The 26,546-nt window shown below is 55.3% G+C and carries 23 protein-coding genes and 1 pseudogene; 9 read left to right on the forward strand and 15 right to left on the reverse strand.

Features of this window, described 5'->3' with window-relative positions; translation table 11 throughout:
* The first annotated feature begins 214 nt into the window (after positions 1–214).
* Positions 215–667, forward strand: coding sequence for a DNA-binding protein (locus HDG34_RS24300; RefSeq protein ID WP_221309243.1), 453 nt, complete (start codon positions 215–217; stop codon positions 665–667).
* A 362-nt stretch (positions 668–1,029) separates the two neighbouring features.
* Positions 1,030–2,724, forward strand: coding sequence for a hypothetical protein (locus HDG34_RS24305; RefSeq protein WP_184062776.1), 1,695 nt, complete (start codon positions 1,030–1,032; stop codon positions 2,722–2,724).
* 994 nt (positions 2,725–3,718) lie between these two features.
* Here HDG34_RS24305 and HDG34_RS24310 read toward each other — a convergent pair.
* Entirely contained in the window at positions 3,719–4,438 is a 720-nt protein-coding gene (locus tag HDG34_RS24310) for an RES domain-containing protein (protein ID WP_184062778.1), read from the reverse strand.
* A gap of 23 nt (positions 4,439–4,461) precedes the next feature.
* On the opposite strand from HDG34_RS24310, the pseudogene HDG34_RS39400 reads away from it, so the two are divergent.
* Positions 4,462–4,839: pseudogene (locus tag HDG34_RS39400) on the forward strand (dsDNA nuclease domain-containing protein); the annotation flags it as partial.
* Between the two features lie 925 nt (positions 4,840–5,764).
* Here HDG34_RS39400 and HDG34_RS24315 read toward each other — a convergent pair.
* The 4 genes from HDG34_RS24315 to HDG34_RS24335 form a co-directional block, all read right to left on the reverse strand.
* Positions 5,765–6,987 (reverse strand): IS3 family transposase gene (locus HDG34_RS24315; RefSeq protein ID WP_184062780.1). Its coding sequence is split into 2 segments (ribosomal slippage): positions 5,765–6,633 and positions 6,633–6,987, totalling 1,224 coding nucleotides; the frame shifts between segments, so codons are not numbered across the junction.
* 277 nt (positions 6,988–7,264) lie between these two features.
* Positions 7,265–7,474, reverse strand: a complete 210-nt coding sequence (locus tag HDG34_RS24325) for a hypothetical protein (protein WP_184062782.1) — start codon at positions 7,472–7,474, stop codon at positions 7,265–7,267.
* A gap of 337 nt (positions 7,475–7,811) precedes the next feature.
* Positions 7,812–8,333: a DoxX family membrane protein gene (locus HDG34_RS24330; RefSeq protein WP_027197785.1), complete on the reverse strand. Its 522-nt coding sequence runs from the start codon at positions 8,331–8,333 to the stop codon at positions 7,812–7,814.
* A gap of 31 nt (positions 8,334–8,364) precedes the next feature.
* Positions 8,365–8,895: a hypothetical protein gene (locus tag HDG34_RS24335; RefSeq protein WP_260321307.1), complete on the reverse strand. Its 531-nt coding sequence runs from the start codon at positions 8,893–8,895 to the stop codon at positions 8,365–8,367.
* A gap of 375 nt (positions 8,896–9,270) precedes the next feature.
* On the opposite strand from HDG34_RS24335, the gene HDG34_RS24340 reads away from it, so the two are divergent.
* Positions 9,271–10,383: a porin gene (locus HDG34_RS24340; RefSeq protein WP_184062784.1), complete on the forward strand. Its 1,113-nt coding sequence runs from the start codon at positions 9,271–9,273 to the stop codon at positions 10,381–10,383.
* A 1,005-nt stretch (positions 10,384–11,388) separates the two neighbouring features.
* Here the strand turns inward: HDG34_RS24340 and HDG34_RS24345 are convergent.
* From HDG34_RS24345 to HDG34_RS24370, 6 genes are all read right to left on the reverse strand, one after another.
* Positions 11,389–11,652 (reverse strand): DUF4148 domain-containing protein, encoded by a 264-nt coding sequence (locus tag HDG34_RS24345; RefSeq protein ID WP_184062786.1) that lies wholly within the window; start codon positions 11,650–11,652, stop codon positions 11,389–11,391.
* A 505-nt stretch (positions 11,653–12,157) separates the two neighbouring features.
* Positions 12,158–12,652, reverse strand: coding sequence for a transposase (locus tag HDG34_RS39875; protein WP_311734864.1), 495 nt, complete (start codon positions 12,650–12,652; stop codon positions 12,158–12,160).
* A 315-nt stretch (positions 12,653–12,967) separates the two neighbouring features.
* On the reverse strand, positions 12,968–14,323 hold the full coding sequence (locus tag HDG34_RS24355; protein ID WP_184062788.1) for a DHA2 family efflux MFS transporter permease subunit: 1,356 nt from the start codon (positions 14,321–14,323) through the stop codon (positions 12,968–12,970).
* A gap of 89 nt (positions 14,324–14,412) precedes the next feature.
* Positions 14,413–15,474 (reverse strand): TRAP transporter substrate-binding protein DctP, encoded by a 1,062-nt coding sequence (dctP, locus tag HDG34_RS24360; protein ID WP_184062790.1) that lies wholly within the window; start codon positions 15,472–15,474, stop codon positions 14,413–14,415.
* 240 nt (positions 15,475–15,714) lie between these two features.
* Positions 15,715–16,185: a hypothetical protein gene (locus HDG34_RS24365; protein ID WP_027197791.1), complete on the reverse strand. Its 471-nt coding sequence runs from the start codon at positions 16,183–16,185 to the stop codon at positions 15,715–15,717.
* Positions 16,186–16,289: 104 nt separating this feature from the next.
* On the reverse strand, positions 16,290–16,454 hold the full coding sequence (locus HDG34_RS24370) for a hypothetical protein (protein WP_184062792.1): 165 nt from the start codon (positions 16,452–16,454) through the stop codon (positions 16,290–16,292).
* 623 nt (positions 16,455–17,077) lie between these two features.
* Between HDG34_RS24370 and HDG34_RS24375 the strand changes: the two genes are divergently transcribed.
* The 5 genes from HDG34_RS24375 (at position 17,078) to HDG34_RS24395 (ending at position 23,229) form a co-directional block, all read left to right on the forward strand.
* Complete coding sequence (locus HDG34_RS24375; protein WP_184062794.1) at positions 17,078–18,145, forward strand: porin; 1,068 nt, start codon at positions 17,078–17,080, stop codon at positions 18,143–18,145.
* A gap of 90 nt (positions 18,146–18,235) precedes the next feature.
* On the forward strand, positions 18,236–19,579 hold the full coding sequence (locus tag HDG34_RS24380) for an MmgE/PrpD family protein (RefSeq protein WP_184146137.1): 1,344 nt from the start codon (positions 18,236–18,238) through the stop codon (positions 19,577–19,579).
* Positions 19,580–19,586: 7 nt separating this feature from the next.
* Entirely contained in the window at positions 19,587–20,681 is a 1,095-nt protein-coding gene (locus HDG34_RS24385; protein ID WP_184062798.1) for a mandelate racemase/muconate lactonizing enzyme family protein, read from the forward strand.
* A 41-nt stretch (positions 20,682–20,722) separates the two neighbouring features.
* Entirely contained in the window at positions 20,723–22,120 is a 1,398-nt protein-coding gene (locus HDG34_RS24390) for an MFS transporter (RefSeq protein ID WP_184062800.1), read from the forward strand.
* Between the two features lie 62 nt (positions 22,121–22,182).
* Positions 22,183–23,229, forward strand: coding sequence for a TauD/TfdA family dioxygenase (locus HDG34_RS24395; RefSeq protein ID WP_184062803.1), 1,047 nt, complete (start codon positions 22,183–22,185; stop codon positions 23,227–23,229).
* A 505-nt stretch (positions 23,230–23,734) separates the two neighbouring features.
* On the opposite strand, the gene HDG34_RS24400 is transcribed toward HDG34_RS24395, so the two are convergent.
* The 4 genes from HDG34_RS24400 to HDG34_RS24415 form a co-directional block, all read right to left on the reverse strand.
* A complete protein-coding gene (locus tag HDG34_RS24400; RefSeq protein WP_184062805.1) occupies positions 23,735–23,923 on the reverse strand; it encodes a hypothetical protein in 189 nt (62 codons plus the stop codon).
* Between the two features lie 11 nt (positions 23,924–23,934).
* Positions 23,935–24,453 (reverse strand): hypothetical protein, encoded by a 519-nt coding sequence (locus HDG34_RS24405; protein ID WP_260321309.1) that lies wholly within the window; start codon positions 24,451–24,453, stop codon positions 23,935–23,937.
* Between the two features lie 307 nt (positions 24,454–24,760).
* Positions 24,761–25,273 carry a hypothetical protein gene (locus HDG34_RS24410; RefSeq protein WP_184062807.1) on the reverse strand — a complete coding sequence of 171 codons (513 nt, stop codon included), beginning with the start codon at positions 25,271–25,273 and terminating at the stop codon, positions 24,761–24,763.
* Between the two features lie 71 nt (positions 25,274–25,344).
* Positions 25,345–26,517, reverse strand: coding sequence for an enolase C-terminal domain-like protein (locus tag HDG34_RS24415; RefSeq protein ID WP_311734865.1), 1,173 nt, complete (start codon positions 26,515–26,517; stop codon positions 25,345–25,347).
* Positions 26,518–26,546 lie beyond the last annotated feature (29 nt).

Here is a 26,546-nt window from a genome sequence, read left to right on the forward strand (position 1 = left end):
CGAGCGCAATCCGGCCCGCTGGTCGCGCCACACGCGCAACTGGACACCGGTTGGTGCCGTGACGCTTAACCCCGAACGCGACTCAGTCGTCGAGATGGCGTCGATCAGCGCAAATAAACAGCCTCTGGCTGCATGAGTGAGGCGACAACTTGCTTGACGCGCGCCGCATGAGAGAAGCCGTAAAAATGGCGAGTACACCTTTCTGCAGGCGCTTGTGGCAGATCGAATCGTTACTGTCGTCGGTCTAACCGACGCTGAGTATCTGATTTTCCACGAACTTACTTCGACGTCTCCGTCGCTGGATGATGGTGAGGCCGCGACGATTGCCATCGCCGCCTCCAGGCAACTTCGACCGGTTATTGATGAACGAAGGGAGCGAATACGCGCCGGCACACTGCTGCCAGCGTTAGTGCCGCACTGGTCGCTAGACCTTCTTTGGCATCCGACGGTCATCGCCACACTTGGTGTCCAACATGCTGTAGACGCGCTATATCACGCCCTACGCGATGGCCGCATGCGGATTCCCTCGGAAAATGCGGATGAAGTTATTGCACTCATAGGCGTAGAGCGGTCGCGCGACTGCACTTGTCTCCCCGGGTATCGCGAACGATTTTCTGGCAGTCAAAACCATCAAGATGGTGACGTCACCGCGTTGACGGAGCGCTAAAAATAACTACTGCGCCAACTCTTCACCCACGTCGATCGGCCTTTGCAAGCGCATACGGCGGGAAGGCAGATGTCGAGGTCGAGGGAAAGCAAGGTGATTATCTTCGCGCTCAGGCAGTTGAAAGACGCCTCAGGAAGTACGCTGCGCACTCCTTCTCGAAGTCTTTGCTGTTCCGTCCCTGTGGCACAATGAATTTGTCTGGAAAATATATCTTGTCCCCAATGTCGCTCGATACACCCGCCGAAACTACCAAAGCCAGTCCGCCCGTTGAGCATCGTCCTCCCAGTGGGGCAATCGCCTTGCGACCGGTCTCCGGAAATGTCAGACCTAGTGAGGATCTCCGCGCGATACAGGGGAAAGTCGTGGTTTGGTGGTTCGGCGGCATAGTTCAGAACCGCCGCGATGAAAGCGTGCCCAAAGTCGCAGTGTTCCTCCGAACGCTCGACAAGGACAATGTACCCCGAGCATGGCAGCAAATTAGCGTGGCGTTGACCCACTTGGGCATTCTGCGCATTGGGACGGTTTGGCAAAATGGAGTTTGTATTGGCAAAGCTGAACAAGACGATCTGCGTGCCGAGATCGAGTTTACTCCAGGGGAATGGAGTTTTACCTCTCCTGACGAGTGTTTGTATAAAGGTGAACCGAGCCCCCTGTCCGGCTCCGACTACCCGCTCCGGTATCAACGCGACAGGAATTGGTTGATTAGCTTCCGCTTGCCCAACGGAGGCAATCTTCTTGTCCCATGCATCGAGTTTTTGACCCGATGTTATGGCCGCTCCCAGGAAGTGCCTCGCATACTTACAACGTATCGTTGGGAAGAAGCTGCGAACCGCTTTTTCGCTCCATTCGACGCGACAGCGGTCGAGCCAGGGTACTGGCCGATCAGATTACGCAAGCGTCTGCACAACGGAGACACGGTATTCCTCGCCCATGCATTGCACGACGATTTCGCGCGAAACGCAGCAAAGAGCATTTTCACTCAGATCAGCACTGCATTCAACCGCGGCGACTCGTACGCTTTCCCCAAAATAGGCCCGTGGTTCTCGGGCACAGCAACGATCAAGGTCCGTGGCCACTGGATAAACAATGGCCGGACGTTTTTGGCTCTTCGCGTCGATGGCTTGACAGAACCAAGCGGCATTCCACTACAGCGCGATAGGGAAAATTCGAACAAAGTGGAAAATCCGGCGACAGGCAGCGGCATCGGAGAAGCGTGGAAAGGAGCACCGGGCCGTCACATCGTTCGCCCCCCAGAGATCGTGGACCTCACTGATGCTAATGCCCCGCGGTTCGGGGCCGCGTCGACCGACGTGGTCGAAGACGACTTCGAAGTATTGGGAGAAAAGCGGGCAGTTAAGGATTATCGCCGCTACCAAGCGGAAACATCCGCAGGGAAACGCAGCGATGGGCGCAATCCAGACTCGTTCTCAAGTGGAGAAGTCCGCGGTGCCGGGACTGACACCGGCCATGCTTCCATTCACGCGCATGTGGCAATGGAATCCGAAGGCACACTACGTGACATGTGGAATGCTCTCCGAAAACTCCCAACGTCACATCCCGATCAGGTTCGCAGCGTTGAATGGTACACGCACGAGAATGGTTTCAGAAGCAGCGAGCCACCACAACTCGTCGCGCTTACACCGTTTGACAAAGACGACAAGGACATTACAACGAAGAAGCGCAACTGGCTTTTCTTCGATGTCGAACACCGCCTTCCTCGCGGCATACTTGTAGCGCGCGTTGTTAGCCCCAAAAAGGTAATTTACATCGTTGAAATTCAGAGGCGTCCGCGAATTGCGAAAGGAGATGATGGCACGGAAACTGGTGCGGAAGAAAGTTTCCAAGGTCTGGTTTTCGAACTTCACGATGAACTTACGTTTCTCGACTGGCTGAATTACTTGCTGTCCGAGATTAGGCATGTAGTCGGTATCGTAAAAAATCTGACAGCTCCATGCCCTGGCAATGCTTTTTCGTTCAGGCACGTACGGTCCGGCGACAAGCATCCAGGTCAAGCTGCAGTGAGAAATGCTCTCGAGAAACTCGACATCAAAGTCTGACAACAAATCAATCCTTGCATTGTGCAAGTCAGCGTAACATTGGACCGGCTGACTCCAGACTCATTTTTTTCCAAAAAGCATCCAACGGGTCCTGCATGTGCCAAGCGACGGACACAGAGGTCAACTTTCAACGCGAACTGCTGGAGCAGGTAGAAACTGAGAATCCCTGCCCCGTTTGATCGCGAATTGTTTCGCTCCACGTACTACTGCATAGCCCGGTCATTATCTTCCCCTGCCCGACGTGCATGCTGGCCGGGAGCGACCGATTTCACGCCTCTATTAGGTCTGTCCGTCGCGCGAGCACACGCCACCGTCCGCGTGTCTTCGATCCTCTCGCCACGCACGTAAAGCGTTCAATGGCTCAACAACAAGCAAAGCCGTCAGTCATAACGCACTCCACACTGCCGCCGCGATGACGAGGAAGTACATTTCCGGGTTTGTTGTCAATACCGATTCCCGTGCATTCGCGCTTGAGCCATATGCTCATAGCTTGCAAACCCGCTAGCAGGCCATACGGATCGCCAACTGGCGCGCTCGCTCCCGGAGCTCCATGTACAAAAAGCAACACGGATTGTATCCAATCATAAATCTGCCTTTGGGTCGCCGCATCGAGGTCTTTCAACAGTTCAGTTTCCGTTACAGTGTATGGATCATTCGATCCTGAGATGAAAGGTCCGAGCGGCGCTCGATGACAATCGATTCTCGGAAAGCAAGGTAATGACTGGGTATGGACGAATCGGACAAACTGATCGTAGGCTTCGTCTTGAGAGATCTTGACCGCTCTCTCCGCTGCATGGTTCAGAAGGACGAATGACCCCGTTCCAGAATGTGTCGAGATTTCTTCGTACCCGGCGGATGTGTAGTGGGTTCGTTCGCTTGTTAGATACATAGTTTGCATTTCTGACGTGACCTCTTGATACGAGAACCGCTACCCCCAAACAAGACAGCACAAGACCATCTGGCAATCCGCCTGCATTTATTGCGGGTGAAGCTATCAAACCGAAGCGGAAGACTCGACCTTTAGTGGTTTCGACGTATACGCCACCGCGTCAATATGAAAGAACTGCGGCCTGTCGTGAAGCTTCACTGGGAACGTCGGCTCGTGAGTAAGATCGTCCAGCAGCGCCGAAACCGCACTATCGCTGAAAACAACAAAGTTGGTACCACCCGCATGCTGAACGGAGGAGAAAATCACACCACCGAAATCGCCCGCGAGTTTGTGACGAATAAACTCGACCATCGCTTGTGTCGTGATATAACCGGTTTCGCCTTCGCGCACTGGCTTAGCGATGACCTCCGGCAGATGGAGCAACAATTCACGGCAGATCTGTCGCTCTTCATAGTCCTCGTACCAGTAGCCCAGCTTCGTTGGAGCCCTGAAGTTCTTAAAATTTCGGAAATCAAAGAACCTGATGGGACGTGTAGTCTCGAATAGACCAACCGCTACCGTCACGTCAAGGCGCCCAGTCGTCGCGTCCCTCAAACCCGCGTCGCGTCCGGGTTTCGCATTTCTTTCGGAAACGAAAAAACGAAAATAACGGGATCGTATGCGATATGGATACGACAACGTCGTCACCAGCAGTACGGGCTCTGCCGGGCAGCACACTCGCACGACTGTGGAATGCTGCGCCGGATTGCTTGGCATCTCCCCTGGAATCGTTGCCGCATTTGCTTGTTTCCTGATACTGTTCTGCGCGAGAGCGATGAGGTTCACCCCAATCCAAATATAGAATTCCCATGGGACCGAGCGGCGAGGCCAAATCAACAGTGCGTGCACCGAGCGCGCCCAACCCTGCAACGAAACGCAATACCAGCGACCCCGGCGACGCCACGGAGCGCAATTTCCGGTATCAGCATGCGTACGGGGTCATGCTTATGGTTGCGGCCCGGCTTGGGACGCGACCGTACACCGCGCTGTGGTGCGAACATCATGAGGACTTTCTCGCCGAGAACGGCCAGGGCATCTTCGATGCATACCAGATCAAGACATCACGCCCGGAACGCGGCGCCTGGGACTTGGCCGATAGCGAACTGACAAGGTCGATCGGGCGCTTCGTTGATCTCATAGCGGAATTCGGCGACCGGATTGGTCACGTCTACTTCGTCTCCAATACAGAGTTCGACGAGCCAACGCCGGCGAGTACAGACCAGAAACGACGCGGGCGCAGTCCACGTCTATTCCTCGAGCATATCCGCCAGTGTCCCAGCAGGGCCGAAATATCATCGCCCTTTGACGGCGCTTTCGACGAACTACTGGCCACCTGTGGCTGTGAGGTCGACGAATTGCTGCTCACCCTGCACCGCATGGATCTGATTCTCGGTCCGTCGCGTGGCGAGTTCGATGCCGCGTTGTCACACGAACACATTGCCCGGCTGCCGATCTGCCGCGAGTTCATTGCTGAACAGCTCGATACATTCAGGGACAGCCTGGTTGCACTCGTCCATCGGGCCGCATCCCTTCAGGTGAGCGACCCCATCAGGCATCTGCGTGCACTCATCGATCCTGTGGATCCCGATCCAGTCCTGCTGGCCAAGCGTATCGACATCGCACAGGCGCTGCTGGCTGTACCTTCGTCAGCCGGGAAACCCTCCTTCCGGTTTCCGGGCAAACCGACGATCGATCTCAATGCGGGCCTGAAGACCAGCGTGCTGGAACAGAAGCTCGTTGCAGCTGGATTGTCAGAGGATGTTGACTACATGCTTGCGCGTGCACGTGCGGCCGAATATAACCTTCTCGAAGAAGCAACCCGATACCCTGAAAAGTTCCCCGAGCGACTCCAGCAGATTGAGCAGCGCGTGCATGGGGAACTGTCTGAAGCCAATCTTCGCGCGCGCCAGCGAGACGCACCCTACGGCCCCTCGATGCTGATTGACGTCCAGGATCGTCTTCGAGATCTTGCCTCGCAGCACGCGGGACAAGTCTTCAACCAGAGCTATGAATGTCTAGTCGGCGTCGCAGGCCTGCTAACCGGGGAATGCCGGGCATGGTGGGGTCCACGGTTTTGGACTTGCCCCTGCATAACCGGACATGCAGTCACGCTTAGGTTGGTGAATTTGCTCGCTGGCGAAACTCGCGTGGTGAGCAGTATTTCAGGGCGCTGTGCGGATGCGACTCGTTGTAGTGGTCAAACGCGATGGCCAGGTTCTGCAACGCCGTTCTCGCGTCCGGCTTGGGCATCCCTCTCTTCATCGTTTTGACGAAGCTTTCGACCATCCCGTTGCTCTGCGGACTTCTGACCGGAGTCGTGATAGGTTTCAGGCCCACTTTTTTCGAGAAGGTGAGCGTCTCCTCGGCAATGTAGCAGGAACCGTTGTCGCTGAGCCATTCGATTTCGTTGTCGGCCTTCAGTGCACCATCGAAACGGTTTTCCACAGCCTGAAGCATAACGTCACGCACCATGTCTCCGGTGTAGCCCCCGGTGGTCGCAGCCCAGCTCATGGCCTCCCGGTCGCAGCAGTCCAGTGCAAAGATAACGCGCAGCGGCGAGCCGTCATCACAACGGAACTCGAAGCCGTCCGAGCACCAGCGCGCATTGCTCTGGTCCACCGCGACCCTGCCGTCGTGCCGGCGAGTTGACTGGGGATGGCGCGGCCGGCGTTCGAGCAGCAGACCATGGGTATGCATGACCCCATAAACCCGTTTTGCATTAACGCGAGGCTGCCCATGTGCGTCCCGATTTCGCCGTAGCAGGGCCCAGGCGCGTCGGTAGCCGTAAGTAGGCAAATCAGCAACCAGCCCTTGAAGTTCCGCCACGAGCGGCATGTCGTCGCGGGTGGGCGTCTTGCGCCTGTCGACCCATTCAGCGTCGCGCTTTGATTTCACCGCGAGATTAGAGCGCGACACACCCAGGACTTCACAGACCGTCTTCATCGGTCGTCCCCCGGCGGCAATGGTGAGCGCGCAATCAATTTTTTTGCCCGGCCGTACTCCACTGCTTCGCGGAGGATTTCCACTTCCATCGTCCTCTTGCCCAGCAGCCGCTGGAGTTCACGAATCTGCTTCATCGCTTCGGCCAGGTCCGACGCCGGCACCACCTGCTCGCCGGCACTGACTGCTGACAGGCTTCCGTCCTGATAGAGCTTGCGCCAGGCGAATACCTGGTTTGCATTCACCTGATGACGACGGGCGACTCCGGAAACGGTTGCTCCGGGCTCAAAGGTCTCGCGCACTATCGCGAGCTTCTCCTCGACAGAGCGCCGACGGCGCTGTTCGGGTTGGGTCAGAACTTCAATGGGTTCCACGTTAGAGCTGGGCTTAAACATAGGCGTAAGACTACCTCAAAGTTTAAGCGTTACCTTGTGTCCGGTTTTCGCGGGGGCCGGCCCACCTACTTCGTGCACGTACTCACCGAACTACCGCAACGCGAACCGCGTGCCGACGTGACTGACCTCCTGCCGTTCAACTACGCAAAGCTCACCGCAGCCGCTCGTTGAGCTTGATCTGGCCGACGCATTCGAAGCGCCTTGCCGATCGATGCGCTGCCGTATTGCATGTCGCCTTCCGTATACCCCTATGAACTCGGTGTGCTAAATCGCGCGCTTACCATTGATCACGCGCGAGCGTGAACTTTACGCCCTGTTCGATTTCTCGCGCTTCACCTCGCGGCGTCTCCTGCAGTTCGGTTTCTTGATGGGCCACGCGCCGGTCGTAAAATTCCAGGTCGAAACCACCGAAGTGATTTGCAAGGTCTTGACCGTAGTCATTTGAACCGGGATGTGTGTTGGACTGTGATTTAAAAGAATAGCTCATATCATTTACCGTAACTGAGTGCGCCCTCTTCGTCAGACACTTGAAGGAATGCCTGCAATCGCGCGAAGTCGCCCAAGTCCCGACGCTGCGCCGATATCGCCTGCACAGACGCGGACAGGACCATGATCGGCTTGAATCCGAACTTCGTTATTGCACGATCAACAGCATGGCAAATAATGCACCCCGAATGTCGCTACAAACTCGGCTGAATGACAAACCGATTTAAGAAGTAGTAACCTTTTTGTCGTTTGTTCCGGAATATCGCGAGATACTTACACAAAAAAAGAGCTACGTTGCCGAAGCAGCATAGCTAAATCCCTCACTTCAAAATCCGAATTCAGACCAGATCAGCAGCATCTGGTTTGAAAATTTTGGACAACTTCTTCCAGTCGCTGATGCGGCCGATCGTCGTCTTGAACGTCATCATCGGCAGGTAGTAGCGGATATACCAGACCAACAGCACCAGGTTGATGTAGAGACACCCGACGCCCATGTATGGCGTGAACATCTTATCGAAACGATGGTTCAGGATGATTGCGTTGTACCAGACCACAAACGACACCGGCAGCAGGACCAGTAGGCCGATCGGCACGAAGAGGCCAAGCACGAGAGACAGGCCGCCCAAGATCTCAAGCGTCTTCACGATGTGGAAGAAGTGCGTGTGAACCATCGTGACAAGCAATTCATTCGACGCATGGAGCGTGCCGAACGGCTGCGGAAAGATTGGTCCCATCCCGAGTACGGTGCGCCAATAGCTGGTGCCGCTCACCACCATCCAACCGCCGAGATACAGGCGACAGAAGGTCAGAATAATTTTGCCGACGAGTTGAGCCGTCGTCCTACGATCATCGTTAGACATATATGCTTTCACCGTTTTGTTTACGACCCGCTTATTTGGAGCCCCGCTTTTGCGCGGCAACCTCAGTGTTCGCCGCCTGTTCTTGCACCGGAGCCGTGAGACGATCACGTCGAATGATCCAGCCCGACCCGTCGAGCTGGAATACATCAACGACGTCTTGTGCGGCCTGACCGCGCGCGGCGCCAATCGTGTGGTAGACAGCGACGTCAAAGCCTTCAACGATAATCTTCTTCACGTGATCGGGGATCGGCTCGCCATCCCGGTGATCGACGGTCTGGGGCGCGGTATCAATCGCTTTAGCCGAGAAGTATTCCTTGTAGGCCTCGCTCCCATGGCCCTGCGCATAGGCCATGTCCATAAATTCGTGAACGACCTCATGGGGAAGTTTGCCGGTGCCTGCGTGCCACTTCCAACGTGGATCCGAATGGAGATCGTGCGCAATCCAGCCGACGAAAATGAATCCGACAAGCATTGCTGCTACACGTCCCGTCCAACTATCGAGCCATCCATCTGCTTGCGCGATGAACTCGGGCGACGAAAGACCACCCTGAATGTTTGACATCCTTTCTCCTTGGCACATTGCAATAGGAACCTTGAGCCCGCTGCCCGGTCCGTGTTTTGTATTCAATTTAGCATATCTAATGCTATAGGCAAACAAGAAGCCTTGTAAACGTGGGGAAAACCCGATTTTGACTTCCGACCCTAAGAAAAATGAGTCCCTATTGCACATTACTTTGCATCGCTAAGTAACAAAGTCATGCCAAATGGATCACGCGACTGTCATCTAGTGGATACCCTTAAGCAACATTTTGGTGCTTTTTCCACACAACTTATGCAACAAAGAATATCATTTTGAATTCGTACACCCCATATCTCGGCGTGTCACGGTGGGTCGGCAGCCCGCCCTACGACCAATATCAATTTTTGGAGGCTTCCAGTGCGTAAACTTATTACCTGCGGCGCAATTGCCGCAGCAGCATTCGCGCCGATGATGGCTCAAGCGCAGCAGAGCAGTGTCACACTGTATGGCGTGGCCGATGTGTTCATGGGTTATTTTGCCAACTCCAATGGGCAGCACGTCATCAGCATGAACAGCGGTGGTGCAGGTGGTTCGCGCTGGGGCTTGAGGGGCCAGGAAGATCTCGGTAACGGTCTATCGGCAATCTTCACCCTCGAAAGTGGCTTCAATATCAACAACGGCACCTCAGGCCAAAGCGGCCGTCTGTTTGGTCGTCGTGCGTTTGTCGGCCTGCATAGCGCACAGTACGGCGAGTTGATCGCCGGTCGCCTCCAGACGATGGGTTACGATTGGGGTGGCACGTTCGACCCGATACTGCTCGCACCGGGATCCCCGCTGGGTTCGATCGGCGGTGAGAATCCGCGTCCGTGGCTGTTCAACATGCTGCAAGACCCGGCACGGTCGGACAATTCGATTCAGTACACGAGCCCGACATTTCGCGGCTTGACCGGCACGCTAACCTATTCTTGGGGTGATCCCTCCGATCCGCTGACGGCTCAAGCCTACCAGCGGCACTTCGAACTCGCGACGCTGCGGTATGAAAACGGCCCCCTGATCACGGAATACGGTTTCGGCCATAGCCTTCAGAACCAAGCTGCCGTGGCTCGCAATACGTACGAAAATGTCCTTGGCATCCGCTACAACCTGAATTTCATGGAATTGTATGCCTCGGGCCAAATCCGTACCAACGATCCAGGCTTCGTTGACAAGGGGTGGCAGGTTGGCTTCACGGTCCCGACCAGCCCTTTCGGCACGGTCCGCGTCTCGTATGGCGAGCTGAGCGACCAGAATCTCACTGCGAGCGGCACACAAATCACGACGCCGGTTAAAGTCGGAGACTGGTTCATCCGTTCCGCTGCTATCGGCTACACCTACTCGGTTTCGAAATCCACTATGCTCTATGGCTTCGTCAAGAAGCTCTGGAATAGCGGTATCGCAAGTCAGTCGATTTACCCCCCGGGGGGCTTGGCTACTACCGGTCAGCACTCGAATGTGACGGCTATCGGTCTGGGCATGTCGACGCGCTTCTGAGCGTAGTTGCTGTTGCAATTGAAAACCCGCCGAACGAACTGACCCCGCGAAGTCGGACAGTTAAAATCTGGCGGGCCATCAAGGCCTGAGTCCTTTTCTGAATAGGACTTAGGCCATTAATTTTTCCTGACGCGTTCGTGGTTGTTGTAGTGGATGTATCTATCCAGCGCGCGTGCAATTGACCGGCGCACCCAAAACGTTCGAGCCCGGCGGATTCAGACTGAGCGCGCCGAAGAGGCTTTCCATGGCCGCCTTATCGAGGCAATCGCCCTTGCGGGACATGCTTTGCACGTGGCTGCGGCGGTCCTGCAGTTGACGATAGGCTGACGTGCAGCGGTGTCAGCACTGGTCTGAACGCTGCAGTGGCCACTCCTTGCGTGGGAGTGCGGTCTGTGCGTTCTTCAACCTCCGCTGGCCAGTTCGTAGCTGAGTCGCTGATCCATCCGGAAGCAACGATTTCTCCGTTGTATGAATCCATCACCGGCGACACATAGAAGCTTCGGCCCGTCGACGTTAAAGCCGGCTACATCGGAACCCACTTCTGGACGGGCCACCGGCGCGGTACTTGATCAACTGTCCAGCCTGCCGGATCGCCTCCATGACATGCACATCGCCGTAACGCGCCCGTGATGATCATAGTCGCTCCGGAGCTCGACTGTGAGGTCCGCGTACCGGACGCTCGTCCCCAGAGTAGCGTCCCTGAAAAGGCTCGATGCGCTGCTGCAGGCAAAGCACCGACGGCCTAAACCGGGCATCGTGGCCAATGACCTTAGTGCACTGGCCGGCCAGGCGATGTTCCCGGTAGCTCGCCCCCGGGTCGGATCGCCCTGCCACCCATGCCATAACGCGCGGCCGACGTTCGTGTGCTCGCGCCCGGCTCCAGATACCACTGAACTATCTGCCGCCGAAACTGCTCGTTGTACTTTGCATCCAAAGGCCGGATCAATATCCAACTACAGGGGCGCGGTTCACGCGAGCGGTCTTTCCAGTCGAGGATCGCCGCGGTCAATGGCGCGCGCCACCCGCAGGAGTGGCAGTCTCTGCACGCCGTTGTGCGACGATCGCGCCTGCGCGTAACGCGCTTTCAGGGTAGTGAGACCAATCGTCGGACTGATCGTAGCCCGCCCGCTGCCATTCGATCACCTCGGCGCGCACCTGGGCGCGCGTCAGCGGCGCTGTGGAATCGTACGGTTGGGCGAGCGCCGCAACGGACGCAAAGCAGCACGCTGCGGCAAGGGCGCCGAGCGCAATACGCGGAAGAGAGGTCATGGCAAGGCCTTTTTTATCGGGGATATCCCTGAGAGTATAGGCGCTGTCTTGACAAAAAAAAGGCAGATCGAAACAACATTCATTCTGCCTGATGTGTACCGGCGAGACCCTCGAAATGTGGCTCCAGCAAGCGGCGCGCCGACTTGGTGCCCTACTTCCTGCGCCGCCGAGGCAAGCTTCGACAGACCGCCGGCTTCGCCGCAGTCCTTCGTCCAGGCGCGAATTTGGACCTTGCGGCCATGGCCGGCCCGAGGTGTTTGATGGATCGCCTAGCATCGAGCCACGCCGCAATTGTCAAAGGAATACGCGGCGCAATCTTCTGGCTGCCGTCCATCACAAAGGGACGTGAAGGGCGGGAAGCCCGCGTCGAGTCTTCAATGCGGCGGAGTGGATGTCGGGCACCGTCGTCGCTTCTTCACGACATGCGACGCTATGGAAAACGTCGGGACGCTTGAAATCTGCTTCGCCAGTTTCGCATTCCGGCAATACTGCTTCTCGATGACCGTCAGCGAGATGATCCGCACCGTTCATCCCCCTGCAATTCGGAAAGGCGAACGAGGTCAAACTGAATCCGTGAAAACAGATCTTCTGCTTTCGCGTTTGTAATGTCTCTTGCAAATTGCTTCCAGAGTCGCCGCTCGATCTCACGCCGACGCGACGGTGCACCTGACGAGCGCATCGCCCCTCGCCGCGTCAGCTTATGCATCCATCCCGCTGGTCGCCCCATAAACACCAACATGATCAAAGATTGCGACGACCGGATGAATCCGCCTTTCCTTTCCTGCTCTACCGCTCTCAGGGCGCGTTCAGCGGCATGGTTGTCGATCTCGACTATCCCCTCGTCGACGTACATTGTAAGCGCGGGCCACTGGTTGAGCGCGTAGTTGATGGCTTTGGCGGTATCGCCTTTCTGCGAAATATGACTCAATGTCGAGCGCAGCCAGGTCTCGAGGGCGTCGAGTAGCGGACCCGCCTGCTCCTGACAGACACGTCTTCGCACGTCCGTGGCTTGCCGCGGATCGCGGGCTCAATTGCATACAGCTCGCCTCCGGTGTAGCGCCCAGCCCTTCGGTATTCCGCCTCCTTGCACCATCCGGTTCTCCGGGCTCAGTTCAGTGCCTGGGCTTTTTCTCTTAACGGTTAGGCCCGACGGTATCGTCCGCAAAGTCTAGTCGACAAGCAGATCGGGCCGAATGTGAAGCATGCGAAGCGCACATCGCGATCGTGGCCATCATAATGGCTAGCCTAAACTCCGCCCGAAATTGTCGCTGACTGCGGGTGCGCATCCGGCGCTCATCGTTTTAACCGAGGTCACTTACCGCAGCTCGGCACCTTCATCGTTCGGAAGACGGAGGAACGCAGGCATTGACAGACAACTCAACGCCCCGACGATAAAGAACATCATCGGAAAATCGCTCATCGTCAAATGCTCCGCACTATGCCCGTGAGCCCGCGCACTAAACGTCAAGCAGGAAGCGCATAGTGCGACACCAATACTCATCGACGTCTGCTGCATCATAGTTGAAAGTGCTGTTGCCTTGCTCATGATGGCCTTCGGGACGCCGGAATATCCGACCGTATTCATCGTGATCATTCCAAGCGAATTGAAGATGCCAGCCGCGAAGAGCACGGCGCACATGAAATAGATCGACGTTCCGGGCGAGAACAAACCATAAGCAGCAAATGCGGCACCTGACAGTACCGTCGCTGCAATCATAAGAGGTTTGAATCCGAATCTATTAATCGCCCGTCGCATAATTGGCCGAATCCCAAAGGCTCCAACCGAAAGCCAGGCACTCGTCAATCCGGCCTGAATAGGCGTGAATTCCAAACCGACTTGCAAAAGCAGCGGAACGAAAATCGGAGACGATCCGACCGCTATTCTTAATGGCATACCGCCGATATTTGTGATACTGAATGCTTTATATCGGAATAGGCTGGGCGGAATGATCACGTCAGCACGATCTCGACTATAGATCCAATAGGCGATTGATGCCACGATACCAATGCTTGTAACAAAAATTGTAGCGCTTAGAGAAACAAAATTGTGCCCGATAGTTTCCAGGCCGCAGACCACTCCAGAAAGTCCGATCGCCATCAAAACAAAGCCGGTGACATCAAACGGTTCCCTTTTTTCTGATCGCGAATCCGGCACAAACTTTAGTGACAACAAGATCCCCAGCACGCCGAAAGGGATGTTGAGCAGGAATATCCAGCGCCATGACGCCAGCGTGACGATGAAGCCTCCGAGGAGCGGTCCCAAGACACGACCGATGGTCCCAGGCACAGTAAACCAGACCATCGCCATTACCAAATGTGCAGGCGGAATGCTGCGCAAGAGAATCAACCGGCCGACTGGCACCATCATTGCGCCGCCAAGGCCCTGCAATACCCGGAACAGAACTATTTGAGTGATAGAAGTTGCGGCTCCGCACAGTGCCGACGCCACCGAGAATATCGCAACTGCCGAACAGAAAACACGGCGGGTACCGAAGCGATCCGTGAGCCAACCGCTCGCGGGCAGAAACAGCGCTAAACTTAAAAGATACGCGGTGATGGCGAAGTTGAGGTGAAGTATCTCGACGTTCAACGACGTAGCAATCGATTGAAGTGCCGTGCCCAATATCGACGTATCGATTGCCTGCAAAAACATCGGCACAGCGACGATCATAGGAATCAGTCGCGTCTGCCGAGAGGGCGACGCCGTTTTGGCGTCCTGCTTTGCCCCGAGGATTATATTTTCGTCACTCACCGAATTATCTAACGCTTTGCTATCTGACGCCGATAGGTATCGAGAATTATGGGATCGTAGTTCCGGAAGAATTGCTCTCTGACGGGCTCCGTCATAGATTCCATCCTTGCAATTTCCTTTGGCGAGAGGCTCTGAACGATCATTCCATGATGTGCAAGTGTGGCTCTATCTGCCTCGGCCTGTTCTCGAACCAGGTCGCGTTCATAGCGCCCTGCTTCCACCGCTGCGTGTTGCAGAACATTCCGGTCCCCAACCGACAACCTTTGCCATATTGCGGAGTTAGCAACGACTGCAATCGCGCTATAGGAATGATTCGTCACCGTCACGCTCGACTGAACATCATACAGATGGCCAACCAGGATTTGGGAGTAAAAGTTGTCTTCGGCCTCCACTCGTCCCGACTTCAGAGCCGGATATAGATCGGGATACGGAAGACCAACGACCTTGGCACCTAAGGCCTTAAACGTCTCCACAAACGCCGGTTCCGGAATCACACGAACCGGACGGTCAGTCAGATCATTAGCGTGTTTGAACGGCTGCCCCGACGTCGTGATCTGCCGGAATCCGTTTTCCCACCAAGCGAGACCCGTCAGTCCATGGCCTTGGAGACGCGACAGCAATTCCCGGCCAAAGGGACCGTCCAGCAGTTCATGCGCCTGGCGATCGCTGTTGACCACGAACGGAAGGTCCATGATTTCGAATTCGCGTTCGAGATGACGCAGCGCCGGCGTAACCAGCAGCATCATATCGGGAGCACCAGGCCCCCCCTTTTGCAATGCCTTGATCTGGTCTTCGGGCGATCCAGGAACCGTCGCTCGACTTACTGTCACTGCCAGGCGTCCGTTGGACTCCTCGTTGACGAGTTCCGCGAACCGGATCATGCCGCGCACTGTCGGTTGATCCGAATTCAGGGGCGACCGATATTCCATGATCGTAAGCGTTTGCAGCGGCTGTGCATGTACCCATATCGGCTGTGCAATCAAAAGCGTTCCGAGCAGCGCCCCGGTAATGTGATTGCAAATATGCTTTAGCGACCATATCGACTTGGAACGTGTAAATCGCTTCGTCATGTTTCCAGCGTCCTTCGAGACGGTGAAGTGAAGGTACGGGTGCGCTGTGGACGGCGCGTCAATCTTTATATCGCCTTGATACCGCGGCCCGGATCATCATCGCCAAAACAATGATCCCGGCGCCCAGGGGCGGACCATAATCATAAAGACGTAGATGACGCACGAAGAAAATTGTCGAAGTGGAAATTACAATCAGCGTGACCGCCACTACAACCATAAAAACAACAACGAAATCCCTCTTCACGACTCACCCCTCGGCTCAAGTCCTTCGCGTTTCATCCCGTCCCAAAACCAAAACGGCTGCGCCTTTATACGGCAAAAATTTGCATAGTATCCACCGTATGCCAGCAAGAGTGCGCCGTTCAGGAACAACTCCTGAAGGCCAGTGAACAATTCACGCGGATCAGGCGAGACAAAGAGATTCAGAAAGACGATCGTCGTACTGATACCCGCCATGACGATCAGCGCAAGCGGCACCCCTATATCGAGTAGCAGCGACGTACCGAGTATGACCTCAACATACTTGATCATTTGATAGAACCCGACGTCCGCCATCGCACCGATATACGCACCAACTTTGCCTGCGTGGCTGAAATCCGGCACGTATCTAAAAATTACGTAATAAAGTCCTGACTCAAGATAGTGGAACGCGAAATACAACCTCCCCCACATGACTAGGTACTTCCACGGTGATTCGTGTGCCATCTTCATCGTACTTTCCTTTGATACAGATAAAAAGACTACGTCACCTATGCGAGGCAGCGAACCCTCACTTGGGGTAATCAGTTGCAATTTCGTATATCCGATTTACAGACTTACGCGACGTCCGGCCAGCAAATGCTCGACAACGCCTTCCAGTCGACGATACGGCCGATCACCGGCTTGAACATCACCATCAGGAGCAGTGCCTGGTGTGCCACACCATCATGTACTGGCACCTTTGCGGAAGCCTCGTCCATGAACTCCGGTAAAGATTTCATGCCGGAGCTTGCCTGTGTCCGCGTACCAGTGCCAATGCGGGCCGAAGTGGAACTCGTGAGCGATCTGCACGATGAACAAGACCCCCAGAAGTGTGACGCCCCACATCCATGCAAACTGTCGAACCAGGCGCTTACTCGGGTCGCAGTGTGCTGCTCGAGCAGAGTTCCCGGTGGCGAACCAAACATACTCCCCGCGGGCTCAACGAAAGAAAATCGCCCGCAGCTTTTGTATTCAATTTAGCCTATCTAAAGTATAGTATATCGTCGCGCCGCGTGGACACAGGGAAAACCCCCATTCTAATTCCGACAGCTCATTCCGGGGGCAGGCGCAGGTTTGGCGAAAAAATTCGCTCAAATTCCGATACTCCTCGGGAATGTTAACCAGGTTAAACCTTGAGGGCCGGGCCGTGCGTGCATGGTATATCTTCTTGCCTACGATATTGCCGGCATAAAGAGCTCGCTATCGAGTGTGTCTGCGGTAATCAGAAGCAGGCTACTTACGGATTCGATGTGTTTTCGATTTGGTAGCGAACATATTCGATTCCGCAAGCCGCGAAGTGTCGTTCGGCAGTCCTGCCCTTCGGACAAGCGTCAAAATTAAAACGATCAGGAGACTATCTCTCGTGAAAAGGACCAGGTACAGCGCGCTATGCGCAGTCGCTTTACTCGCGGGCACCAACTGGGTTTATGCCCAATCCAGCGCAACCTTGTACGGCATCGTCGATGACAGCCTGAGCTACAACTCCAACTCCAATGGGCACTCGCTCTGGTCACTAGCCAGCCAAAAGCGTTGGCCGAACATGTGGGGGATGACCGGAACAGAAGATCTGGGCGGCGGTCTGTCGGCAGTCTTCCGATATGAAACCGGTATCCAGTTGAATACTGGCGGTTCGTACACGCGTCAAACCTGGGTTGGCCTGTCGGACAAGAAGTACGGTGTGCTCACGTTGGGCAAGCAGTATGACGCCGCTTACGGTATCGTGCCGTTCACCACGGCGATCGACAACTCGACGACGGCGGCGCACGCCGGCAATTACGACCGCGGTACCGGTCTGACGCTGAACAATACGATCAAGTACCAAAGTGAGCCGATTGCCAACACGCGCGCGATGCTGTTCTACAGTTTCGGCTCGCCCGACTCCGGGACGACGAACACGGGCCGGGGTGTCGGCGGCAACCTCGTCTACTCCAACGGTCCGTATAACCTGTACCTCAGTTATCAGAGCATCAACGGCACGACGATTAACCCGGCGACTGACATTGGGGTTCATCGCATGTTCGGCCAGAATTTTTCGGCGCGAAGTTTCCTCCTCGATCACAGCAATGTATTGGGTGTCGGCGCGATGTATCGGACCCAAGACCTCAAGGTTACGGCGACGTTCACGCAGACGAAAATGGCGTTCCACAACATCACGGAAACGATGTCGAGTTACGAAGTCGGCGGTCGCTATAACGTCATGCCCGACGTCATCGTCCAAGGCGCCTATTCCTACTCGACCATGGACCAATACAAGTGGGACGTCTTTGCTGTGTCATCGGCGTATCTTCTGTCAAAACGCTCGCAACTCTTCACCACGCTTGTGTATCAACAAACGGGCGGCGATGGTCAGGTCGCTGTCCTAAATGGAGAATCGCCGTCCACGACGAACAAGCAGCTCGTGTTGCGTGTCGGTATCTTGCATAAGTTCTGATTTGCTGAAGCCCCGGGGCGGCCGTGGAGGCCCCGTCGTAATACGTTCTAAATAGAGTGAGAAAGCGTCATGGCGCCAAACGAAAATTCAGTGGCTTTCAAGCCACCGATCGACAATCCCACACTCGAAATCGTGAAGATGGCGCGAGGCGTTGGGATCGAAAATCTGCCACAGCAAACACAACGTCGCGTCAGGTCGATTCTGCTGGATACGATCGGCTGTGCGGTTGCCGGCGCAACGACAGAAGTTGGACGGATCGTCGCCGACTATTGTGCTGGAGAGCACGGACCTCTGGAAGCCACTATGTTGGGCCATAAGCCCGTCAGCCTACTGAGCGCCGTTTTCGCAAACACGATCTTCGGAAACGCCCTTGATTACGATGCATTCGGTCCTGAAGGACATATGGCAGTCGTCGTTGTACCTGCCGCCCTTGCAGTAGCGGAAGCCATCGACTCTTCCAGCGACGACTTGATCACCGCTATTGCGCTTGGAATGGAAATCGGGGGCCGTCTCGGCGCCGCCCTTCGCAGGCCGACTCAATCGAAGGCTCCGCTGACGGGACATACCTTTGCAACGATCGGTGCTATGGTCGCCGCCGGTCGCCTTTTGAAACTTTCTGAAAACGAATTTCTGAACGCGTTCGGTATCGCAGCCTACTCCGCCCAGATACCGACCCTCCGGCGGTTCTTCAGCAAGTCCCAGGATGCGATGACCAAATATGATCATATCGGTTTGGCGGCGCGCAATGGAGTCGAGGCTGCACTGCTGGCCCGCCGCGGCTTTACCGGCGATCAATCTGTCCTTGAGGGCGACTATCCGTTTTGGCGATTATCCGGCGCCGAGGGCTGTGACTGGGACCATCTTCTCACGGGGCTCGGTGAGGTCTGGAAACTCGATACTGTCGAATTCAAGCCCTACCCTGTCGGCACCGGGTCTGTACCGATCATCGAGCTGTTGCTCGGTCTCATTTCCAATAATGATCTGACCATAGGCGATCTCGATCATGTCGAGGTCCTGACAAGAACACACTATCTTCATCACGAGAAAGATGTCAGCACCCCCATCGAAGCGTGGACCGACTTGCGATACGGCCTGGCACTCGCGATTCTTCGCGTTCGTCCCTATCGCGATTGGTATGAGGCTGAAAACATCTCAAACCCCGTCGTCCAGTCGATGATGAAAAGGATTAGCATCTTGCCGCTAAATACGGGCCCCGGACGATGGTCTACAGAGATTACTCTGCAGACCCAGGACGGGCGTTCATTTACCGGTAGCCAGCACGGAGCTTCTCCCGTAACAAGGGCGCAGATCGTCGAGAAGTTTCGAGACAATCTCGACGGATTCGGATTTGACACGGCCAAGGCTGTACGCCTCTGTCAAGACGCAGATCGATTCTCAGTACGTTCTCTCGCGTCCCTCTTCTCTGTCGTGTGAGCAACAAATGGTAGAAAATCTCGACGTTGCAAGTCTTCTCGGAACGAAGATCGCGATCTCCATTGGGGCCGCTGAAATTCCGATTACGCCTTTTCGCGCGCTATCCGGTTTCCGCAATCATGTAACCGTGTTCTATGCATTGATCCGCGATGGAAATGACCGGTGCGGATTCGGCCATGTGCAGCACATGACGCGCGAGGCTTCGTTGGATGCGGCGCATGCCGCTCAAGAGCTATTGAGAGCACAGAGCATTAAACTCTCCACCCTGATCGCTATCGAAAGAAGCGAAGAACGGCATTTCGGTCGGGATTCGGATAACGCGACTCGCGCGGCAGCATGCGCTATTAGTCTTGCAGCGTGGGACCTCTTAGGTAAGATCCTCGATGTTCCGGTTGCGCATCTTTGGGGCGGTTTCGCTCGTCCGGTGCCCTGTTATAGCAGTTACCACCTCGCATTTGCAGCCGACGACGATCTTGAAGCGGCGGCCACTCACTGCTTTGAAGAAAACTTCACTCGCGCGAAAATGATCGTCGGAGCCCAGCCCTTCGAGGTAGATATCAAGCGCGTCGAGCGCATGCTCATGATGTTCGGTGCGGACAACCTGGCGATCGACGCGCTTCGTCGCTGGACGCCGCAACAGGCGAACGATTTCGTCAAGCGACTTTCGGCCCCGCTGTTTTGGGTAGAAGATCCCGTTGCCTATCCAGAACTTAACCGTGTATCGATCGCCTCGCCCGTTGCCGTTGGTGAGATTAGCACGAGCGTCTCCGAGCTGCTGCTCCTCGCCGAGTCAGGCGCTACCCATATGCTGCTCGATATGGGACTCTTGGGCGGTCCATTGCGTCAACTCGAAGCCGCCCGCATTCTAAACCGCATCGGAACTCGCGTCGGCTCCCATGCCTATCCGTACTACTCCGCGCATATCGCCTGCGGCGTGGACGATCATCTGCCCGTAGAAGTATTGGACTGGGGCGACTGCCTGTTCCACAAGGTGCCGCGTCCCGACGGAGTTGGTAGCCTGGCCGTTAGCGGACCTGGGTTCGGCCTGGACGTGGATCGTTCCTTCTTGGAAAACCGCTGCTACTGGTCCGTTGAGTTTTAATCCATTTAGCATTTTGGACTATTTGCTAACAGAGGATACCCGTGATTGAAAATATATTAGGGCGAGTAGACGTCGATAAGATGATCGAAGGCGCGAAGTTTCAAGGCCTTTTGATCGCGGTGTCGATCTGTCTGTTCTTTACGCTATTGATTGACGGCATGGACTTCACGACACTCGGCTACCTGATGCCGGTCGTGGCCAAGCATTTCGGCGCGAGTCGTAGTCTCGTGACGCTGGCGCTGTCTGTCAGTCCGATTGGTGGCGCTTGCGGTGGATTTATCGGTGGCTCGCTTGGTGACCGGTGGGGCCGTCGCCGTGCATTGATCGCAAGTGTGATTCTTTTTGGTAGTGCAACGGTTGCGATTTCGGCGGCACCCAGCATGCAGGCTATCATCGCATTTCGCCTGATTGCTTCCGTCGGACTTGGTGCCGCAACTCCGAATATCGCATCACTCCTGTCCGAACTGTTGCCACAGCGCATTCGCAGTCAGGTCATGGCCACGGCATTTATCGGATTCCCGCTCGGTGCATCGCTGAATGGTCTGCTGATTCCATTGGTCTTGCCGCATTTCGGTTGGCGCGGTGTCGTCATGTTTGGCGGTGTAGTGCCGCTACTTCTCGTTTTCGTACTTTTCGGACTCGTGCCGGAATCTCCCGGCTTTCTTACGCTGAGAAAATCAAGAAATAAGGAACTCGCGACCACGCTACAAAAGTTGCGCCCGGACCTTACGGTATCAAGCGAAAGCCAATTCTTCGTTGAACGTCCCAAGTTCGGTCGCGTTGGTGTTCGCATGCTATTTTCGCCGCAATATCTCCGGGATACGCTTTGTCTTTGGGTCAGCGGGGCGTCCAATCAGTTTGCGGCCGTCTCTTTCTCCAGTTGGGCTTCCTCGGCACTGACGGGCATGGGCTTCAGTTTCTATGTCGCAGTTCACGGCCTGATGGTTTCGAATTTTGCCGGCGCAATCGGCGCATTGATCGGCGGCTGGCTGCTTGGCCGGTTAGGTTCCAGAAAATCGCTGCAGTATACTGCTCTGCTCGGCGTATTCGTTGCCCTCGGATTGTTCGCGCTCACAATCAACCACGTGAACGGCCCCTCGACACCGCTTGAGGACCTGGCGTTGATTGTCGGCATGGGCTTGACCGGCATTTCGATCGCAGGCATTCAACTCGGCGAATATCCTCTTTCTACCAATATCTACCCCCTCGAATTTCGTGCGTCCGGAGTGGGGTGGGTGGTCGCCGTCTCGCGCGCGGGCGCCATTTGCTCCGTTTCGATTACTGGGTGGGTGATCAAGAGTTTTGGTGCGCCGTATCTTTTCTTGGGCGTTGCAATCTCCATTGCTGTCACGTTTATCGCGCTTGGTTTGCTCAAGACTCATATTCCGAAACGATCTGTAGAACAGCAGGTTACGGAATCCCAAGCATCGCCCGTCTAGAGTTCGCTGAATGACTCACGGGATGACTGATCGTCATCCCGCTTTTATATTTGGAGAATCATATGAATACTGTTATTGATGACCCCTGCGACTGGCGCGGCGCCGCTATGGGGTCCGCAACAGACTGGATTCACTCGTTGACGCCGGATGAAATTGACGAGATCGAACGGGCAGCAGCGCATGCCCATTCCCTCGGAAAGACAATCGATACGTTGACCATGGAAGATTTTCCGCTTCCGAACGTCGGCGTCCGCTTGTCTCACCTAAAGGAGTCACTGGAGAATCAATACGGGCTGTATGTCCTTCGCGGATTTCCAACAGAAGGCAAATCAGTCGACGATCTCCGTTATATCTTTTGGGGAATCGGATTGCATCTCGGGACCGCCGTTTGCCAAAGCTATAAAGGAGATTTTCTCGGCGATGTCCGTGATTTTGGTACAAGCGATGGTCGACTTTACAATACCAACGCCGCCGGTGGATTCCATGTCGATACCTGCGACGTAGTCGGTCTGTTTGTCGTGCGTCCGGCGAAGTCTGGCGGACTGTCACGAATTGCCAGTACCGTCGCAATACATAACGAAATCGCGCGGACCCGACCAGATCTGTTGGAGGTGCTCTACCAGCCGTTCTGCTGGAAAACTACAATCCCAGCTCCGTTTAGTGCAGGTCATCCGCCCTACTTCCAGCAGCCGTTGTTTTCGCGAGTAGCCAACAAGCTCTCGTGCTTGTGGCTTCCCGTGAAGATCAATCTCGCCCAAGGGTTGGAAGGCGTTCCCCATCTGACGGATAAGCAACGCGAGGCCATCGACCTGGTCACCCAACTTGCCGAAAGCGAAGAGTTTGCAGTGTCCATGATGTTCGAGGCCGGTGACATGCAGTTCGTCAATAACCATGTCTGTGTCCATGGACGTACGGCGTTTGAGGATTACACCGACGAAGCGAGGAAGCGCCATCTGTTCCGCCTCTGGCTCTCGGTGCCGAATTCTCGTGAACTTGATGTGAGCCTGAAGCCGACATATGGGGAGGTCGGCGCTGGCCAAGTCCGTGGTGGCATTGGCCGTGAATGTGGGCTGCGCAAGTATCGTACATACGAGGCGCTGGTAGATTAATTTCGTAGGAAATGCGAGGTGGTACCGCTCGCCGCGCTCCTCGCGTTTCTATTCCTCTATAGTTCTACACGAATTTGACGCACGTATCTTCTCAAGGTCCATATGGCGATGGACACTTTGGCGCTGTTGCCCCCCGTGCATGTGACGGCAGCCAACGAGCCGCAGACGTGCCAGTTGGCCAACTGGCGCGTCGAGTTCAGAAAGCCGCCGGTCAGACTGTCCGGTGGCGCTCGCCGGTGACAGCTCACCGGCGAAGAGCCTGCCAGGCCGAGTCGGGCAAGGCATCCAGCGTTAGTCGTCAGGCTACCGGTCGCGAAAAAACTTTCGCTCTGTTGCGGAGCCGCTAAATGGTCGAACGCATCTTCTGCTGGCTCAGCAGCTTCGTATTCTGCGAGCTTCAGCGCATCCACTTTCGAACTCTCAACAGCACCTTTTAGCGATACATTTCAAATAGAAAAGCCCGGAGAGTCGTCTCCGGGCTCTTTTATAGATCCACAACCGAGGCTCAGGCTTCACCTTTGATCTTGTCGCGGATGAGCACGCCGATAAAAAGCAGCCAGGAGATGCCGAGACCGAAGTAATCGAAGTTACGCAGCGGACGGTAGTCCGCCCAACCCCAACCCGTTGATCCGTCGATGGCCAGCAGCGTCAGCGCGATACAGATGGCGATTGCGATCCAGGTATTTTTTTTCATGCGAGTGCTCCTTAAGCCGATACTTTTTCTTCGACAGACACACCGACCAAAGTTGGGTCGGTTTGCAATAGACCACCTTTACCCTTCAGGTTGAAACCATTCCAACCGTCCCACAGCCACATAGGGTTCAGAGTCGGGCGGAAGCATGCAGCCATATAACCGCTATACGCAAGCAGCAGCAAACCGTTCATCAGCAGTTCTTGCGGGCCCGAAAACAATTGACGCGGCGTTGCGGAAATGAACGTATTCAGCCAGAAAATCGTAACCGTCGTCGGCATTTCGAGAATCAGCGTCAGTAAGACAAAACGGTTCGTCAGAAGCAGGAAGCCGTAAATCGCCTCCATATACTTGACCCAATGATACATACCGATTGCATCGGCACCGGCCAAATACTGACCAGCAAGACCAGGAACCATCGGTACGTACCCGTCGATCACGAATCGAATGCCTGAGAAGAAAAGGTGTGCGCCGAAATACAGCCGAAGCCACGTAATGACGTACTTCCACGGGGAAGAATTAGCGCTTTGCATAAGGAAATATTTCCAAAAAGTTAGTGCAGTACAGCGACGAAATATGCCTGCGGCAGGCATACCCCAAAGGCGGTGGTCCAGACCACTGCCTGAGAGCCCGTTAAATGATGCCTTTGCGTCGATCCCGAATTAAAACGGTGATGACGCAGATCCATGGAATTGCCAGGCCAAACATATCGCGTGCGCGCAATTCTCGATATTCTGTATAGCCCAGTCCTGTGGATCCGAATAATACCCAGCACGTCATGATGACGCAGCATGCAAGGCCAATATAAAGATTCCGGTTACTTTTCATCTTCGATCTCCCTTATGCGAAATCGCTTGATTTCTTAATAGCGGACGTCGATTCGGCGCCTTTACTCAGCCTCAAATGCTCTTTCCAGACGTCGACCTTGAAGCCCTCCCATAGCGCGAGCGGCTTGTTTGGCTTAAACACACTTGCCATATAGCCGCCATACGCCACCAGAATGAGGCCATTCATTAGTAGTTGATTCGGACCCGAGAACAATTGACGTGGAGTCGCAACGATAAAGGTATTAATCCAGAAAATCGAGATAGATGTCGGGAACTCGAGAATTGCGCCGAGCAACACGTATCGGTTCGTCAGCAACAGGATGCCGGCCAGCATTTCCACTGCTTTAACGGCATAAAACATGTGAATGGCATCGAGCGCCTGCACGTATTGGCCTCCGATGCCTGGAATAAACGGAACCCAGCCTGTCGAAAGATAGCGGAAACCCGACCACAAAAGATCGGCGCCGAAATAAACCCGGAGCCAAAGTACAGCATATTTCCACGGTGGCGAATTAAGTCCGTGCATCGAATATCTCCTATATTGGATTATGGTTATGCAACGCGCCGGAATCGAGCCCGCCGCCTTGTGTTCCGCTATTACGCTTCGACAACTCGATGCTGCTGTCCCGGCGTATGAATCTTGGCCAGTAATTCTTGATTCAATGCAAATCCGAATCCGACGCCTTCACTCGGATACGCAAAGCCGCCGCTAAAGCGCTGGCCGCCGATAGCCAAGTCCTGATCGATGGGGATCTCACCACTGTTCCATGCTGCGTGGATCGCGAGAGGGCCCATGCTTTCGCTCATGAACTGGCATGCCCACTCGTTTGCGACCATGAGATGCGTGCTCGGCCCGGATTCGACACCCGATCCGATCAGCGTGCTGCAAAAGACAGGAATGTCGTACATGCGACATGCGGCCAGGAATCGCTGTGCCTTGACCAGCCCGCCGACCTTCTGAATCTTGAGAACGACGCCATCGGCCGAACGGCGTTCGGCGATTTCGCGGAGATCGCCCAACTCTTGCGCTCCCTCGTCTGCGTATATCGGTGTGGTGATACGCTCGCGCAGTTTCGACAGGCTGTCGCGGTATTGATGCGCCAGTGGCTGCTCCATGAATGAGAGGTTGTATTGATCGAGGCGCTTCATCGTCGCCAACGCCTGCTCGTAGTTCCATGAGCCATTCGCGTCCAGGATGATCTTGGCATCCGGACCGAGCGCGGCTCGCACTTCGCGGACCGTAGCCACGTCGTTATTGAACGTATGACGGCCGACTTTGAGCTTGAACGCCGAGAAGCCATTTTCGCGGACCTGGATCGCGAGCTCGGCCACCTTTCCGGGCTCACCCGCCGACAATACCCAACCGAGCGGAATCTTCTCGCGAGTGCGGCCACCCAACAGGCTGTAGACTGGCACGCCCAAAGATTTGCCCTTCAGATCATGCAGAGCACAGTCGACCAACGCCTTCGCCTGATTGTTGTCGCGTGCGAGTTGATCCATCATGCCGACGATCTTTTCGATATTGCTCGCATCTTCACCAAGCAAAATTCGTGGCGCGAAAATATCGGAAATCATCGCCGTCATCGACGCTTGGCTTTCACCGCGATACCACGATGAAGTGTCCCCCGACTCCGCATAGCCGACGAGACCGTTGTCGGCTGTAATAGCCAAGAAAAGCGTATTCAGGCATGTGATTGTGACATTCGGAAGCTTAATCGGCTTCTTCAGCGGCATCGAAATCGGAATGCACTCAACGCGGGTTATCTTCACTTGATTTAAACCTATAGATATTCGTGGGA

Origin of the sequence: Paraburkholderia sp. HC6.4b (genome assembly GCF_014200875.1) — a bacterium.
GTDB lineage: Bacteria > Pseudomonadota > Gammaproteobacteria > Burkholderiales > Burkholderiaceae > Paraburkholderia > Paraburkholderia tuberum.

What these genes read in the sequence shown, in the direction of transcription:
- dctP (WP_184062790.1), bottom strand. Translation starts at nt 15,474, where the DNA reads ATGACGAAGCGATTTACACGTTCCAAGTCGATATGGTCGCTAAAGCAT.
- HDG34_RS24325 (WP_184062782.1), bottom strand. Translation starts at nt 7,474, where the DNA reads ATGAGCTATTCTTTTAAATCACAGTCCAACACACATCCCGGTTCAAAT.
- HDG34_RS24405 (WP_260321309.1), bottom strand. Translation starts at nt 24,453, where the DNA reads ATGCAAAGCGCTAATTCTTCCCCGTGGAAGTACGTCATTACGTGGCTT.
- HDG34_RS24335 (WP_260321307.1), bottom strand. Translation starts at nt 8,895, where the DNA reads ATGTCAAACATTCAGGGTGGTCTTTCGTCGCCCGAGTTCATCGCGCAA.
- HDG34_RS24330 (WP_027197785.1), bottom strand. Translation starts at nt 8,333, where the DNA reads ATGTCTAACGATGATCGTAGGACGACGGCTCAACTCGTCGGCAAAATT.
- HDG34_RS24370 (WP_184062792.1), bottom strand. Translation starts at nt 16,454, where the DNA reads ATGAAATCTTTACCGGAGTTCATGGACGAGGCTTCCGCAAAGGTGCCA.
- HDG34_RS24400 (WP_184062805.1), bottom strand. Translation starts at nt 23,923, where the DNA reads ATGAAAAAAAATACCTGGATCGCAATCGCCATCTGTATCGCGCTGACG.
- HDG34_RS24355 (WP_184062788.1), bottom strand. Translation starts at nt 14,323, where the DNA reads ATGATCGTCGCTGTGCCGATGTTTTTGCAGGCAATCGATACGTCGATA.
- HDG34_RS24345 (WP_184062786.1), bottom strand. Translation starts at nt 11,652, where the DNA reads ATGACCTCTCTTCCGCGTATTGCGCTCGGCGCCCTTGCCGCAGCGTGC.
- HDG34_RS24365 (WP_027197791.1), bottom strand. Translation starts at nt 16,185, where the DNA reads ATGAAGATGGCACACGAATCACCGTGGAAGTACCTAGTCATGTGGGGG.
- HDG34_RS24385 (WP_184062798.1), top strand. Translation starts at nt 19,587, where the DNA reads ATGGTAGAAAATCTCGACGTTGCAAGTCTTCTCGGAACGAAGATCGCG.
- HDG34_RS24410 (WP_184062807.1), bottom strand. Translation starts at nt 25,273, where the DNA reads ATGCACGGACTTAATTCGCCACCGTGGAAATATGCTGTACTTTGGCTC.
- HDG34_RS24395 (WP_184062803.1), top strand. Translation starts at nt 22,183, where the DNA reads ATGAATACTGTTATTGATGACCCCTGCGACTGGCGCGGCGCCGCTATG.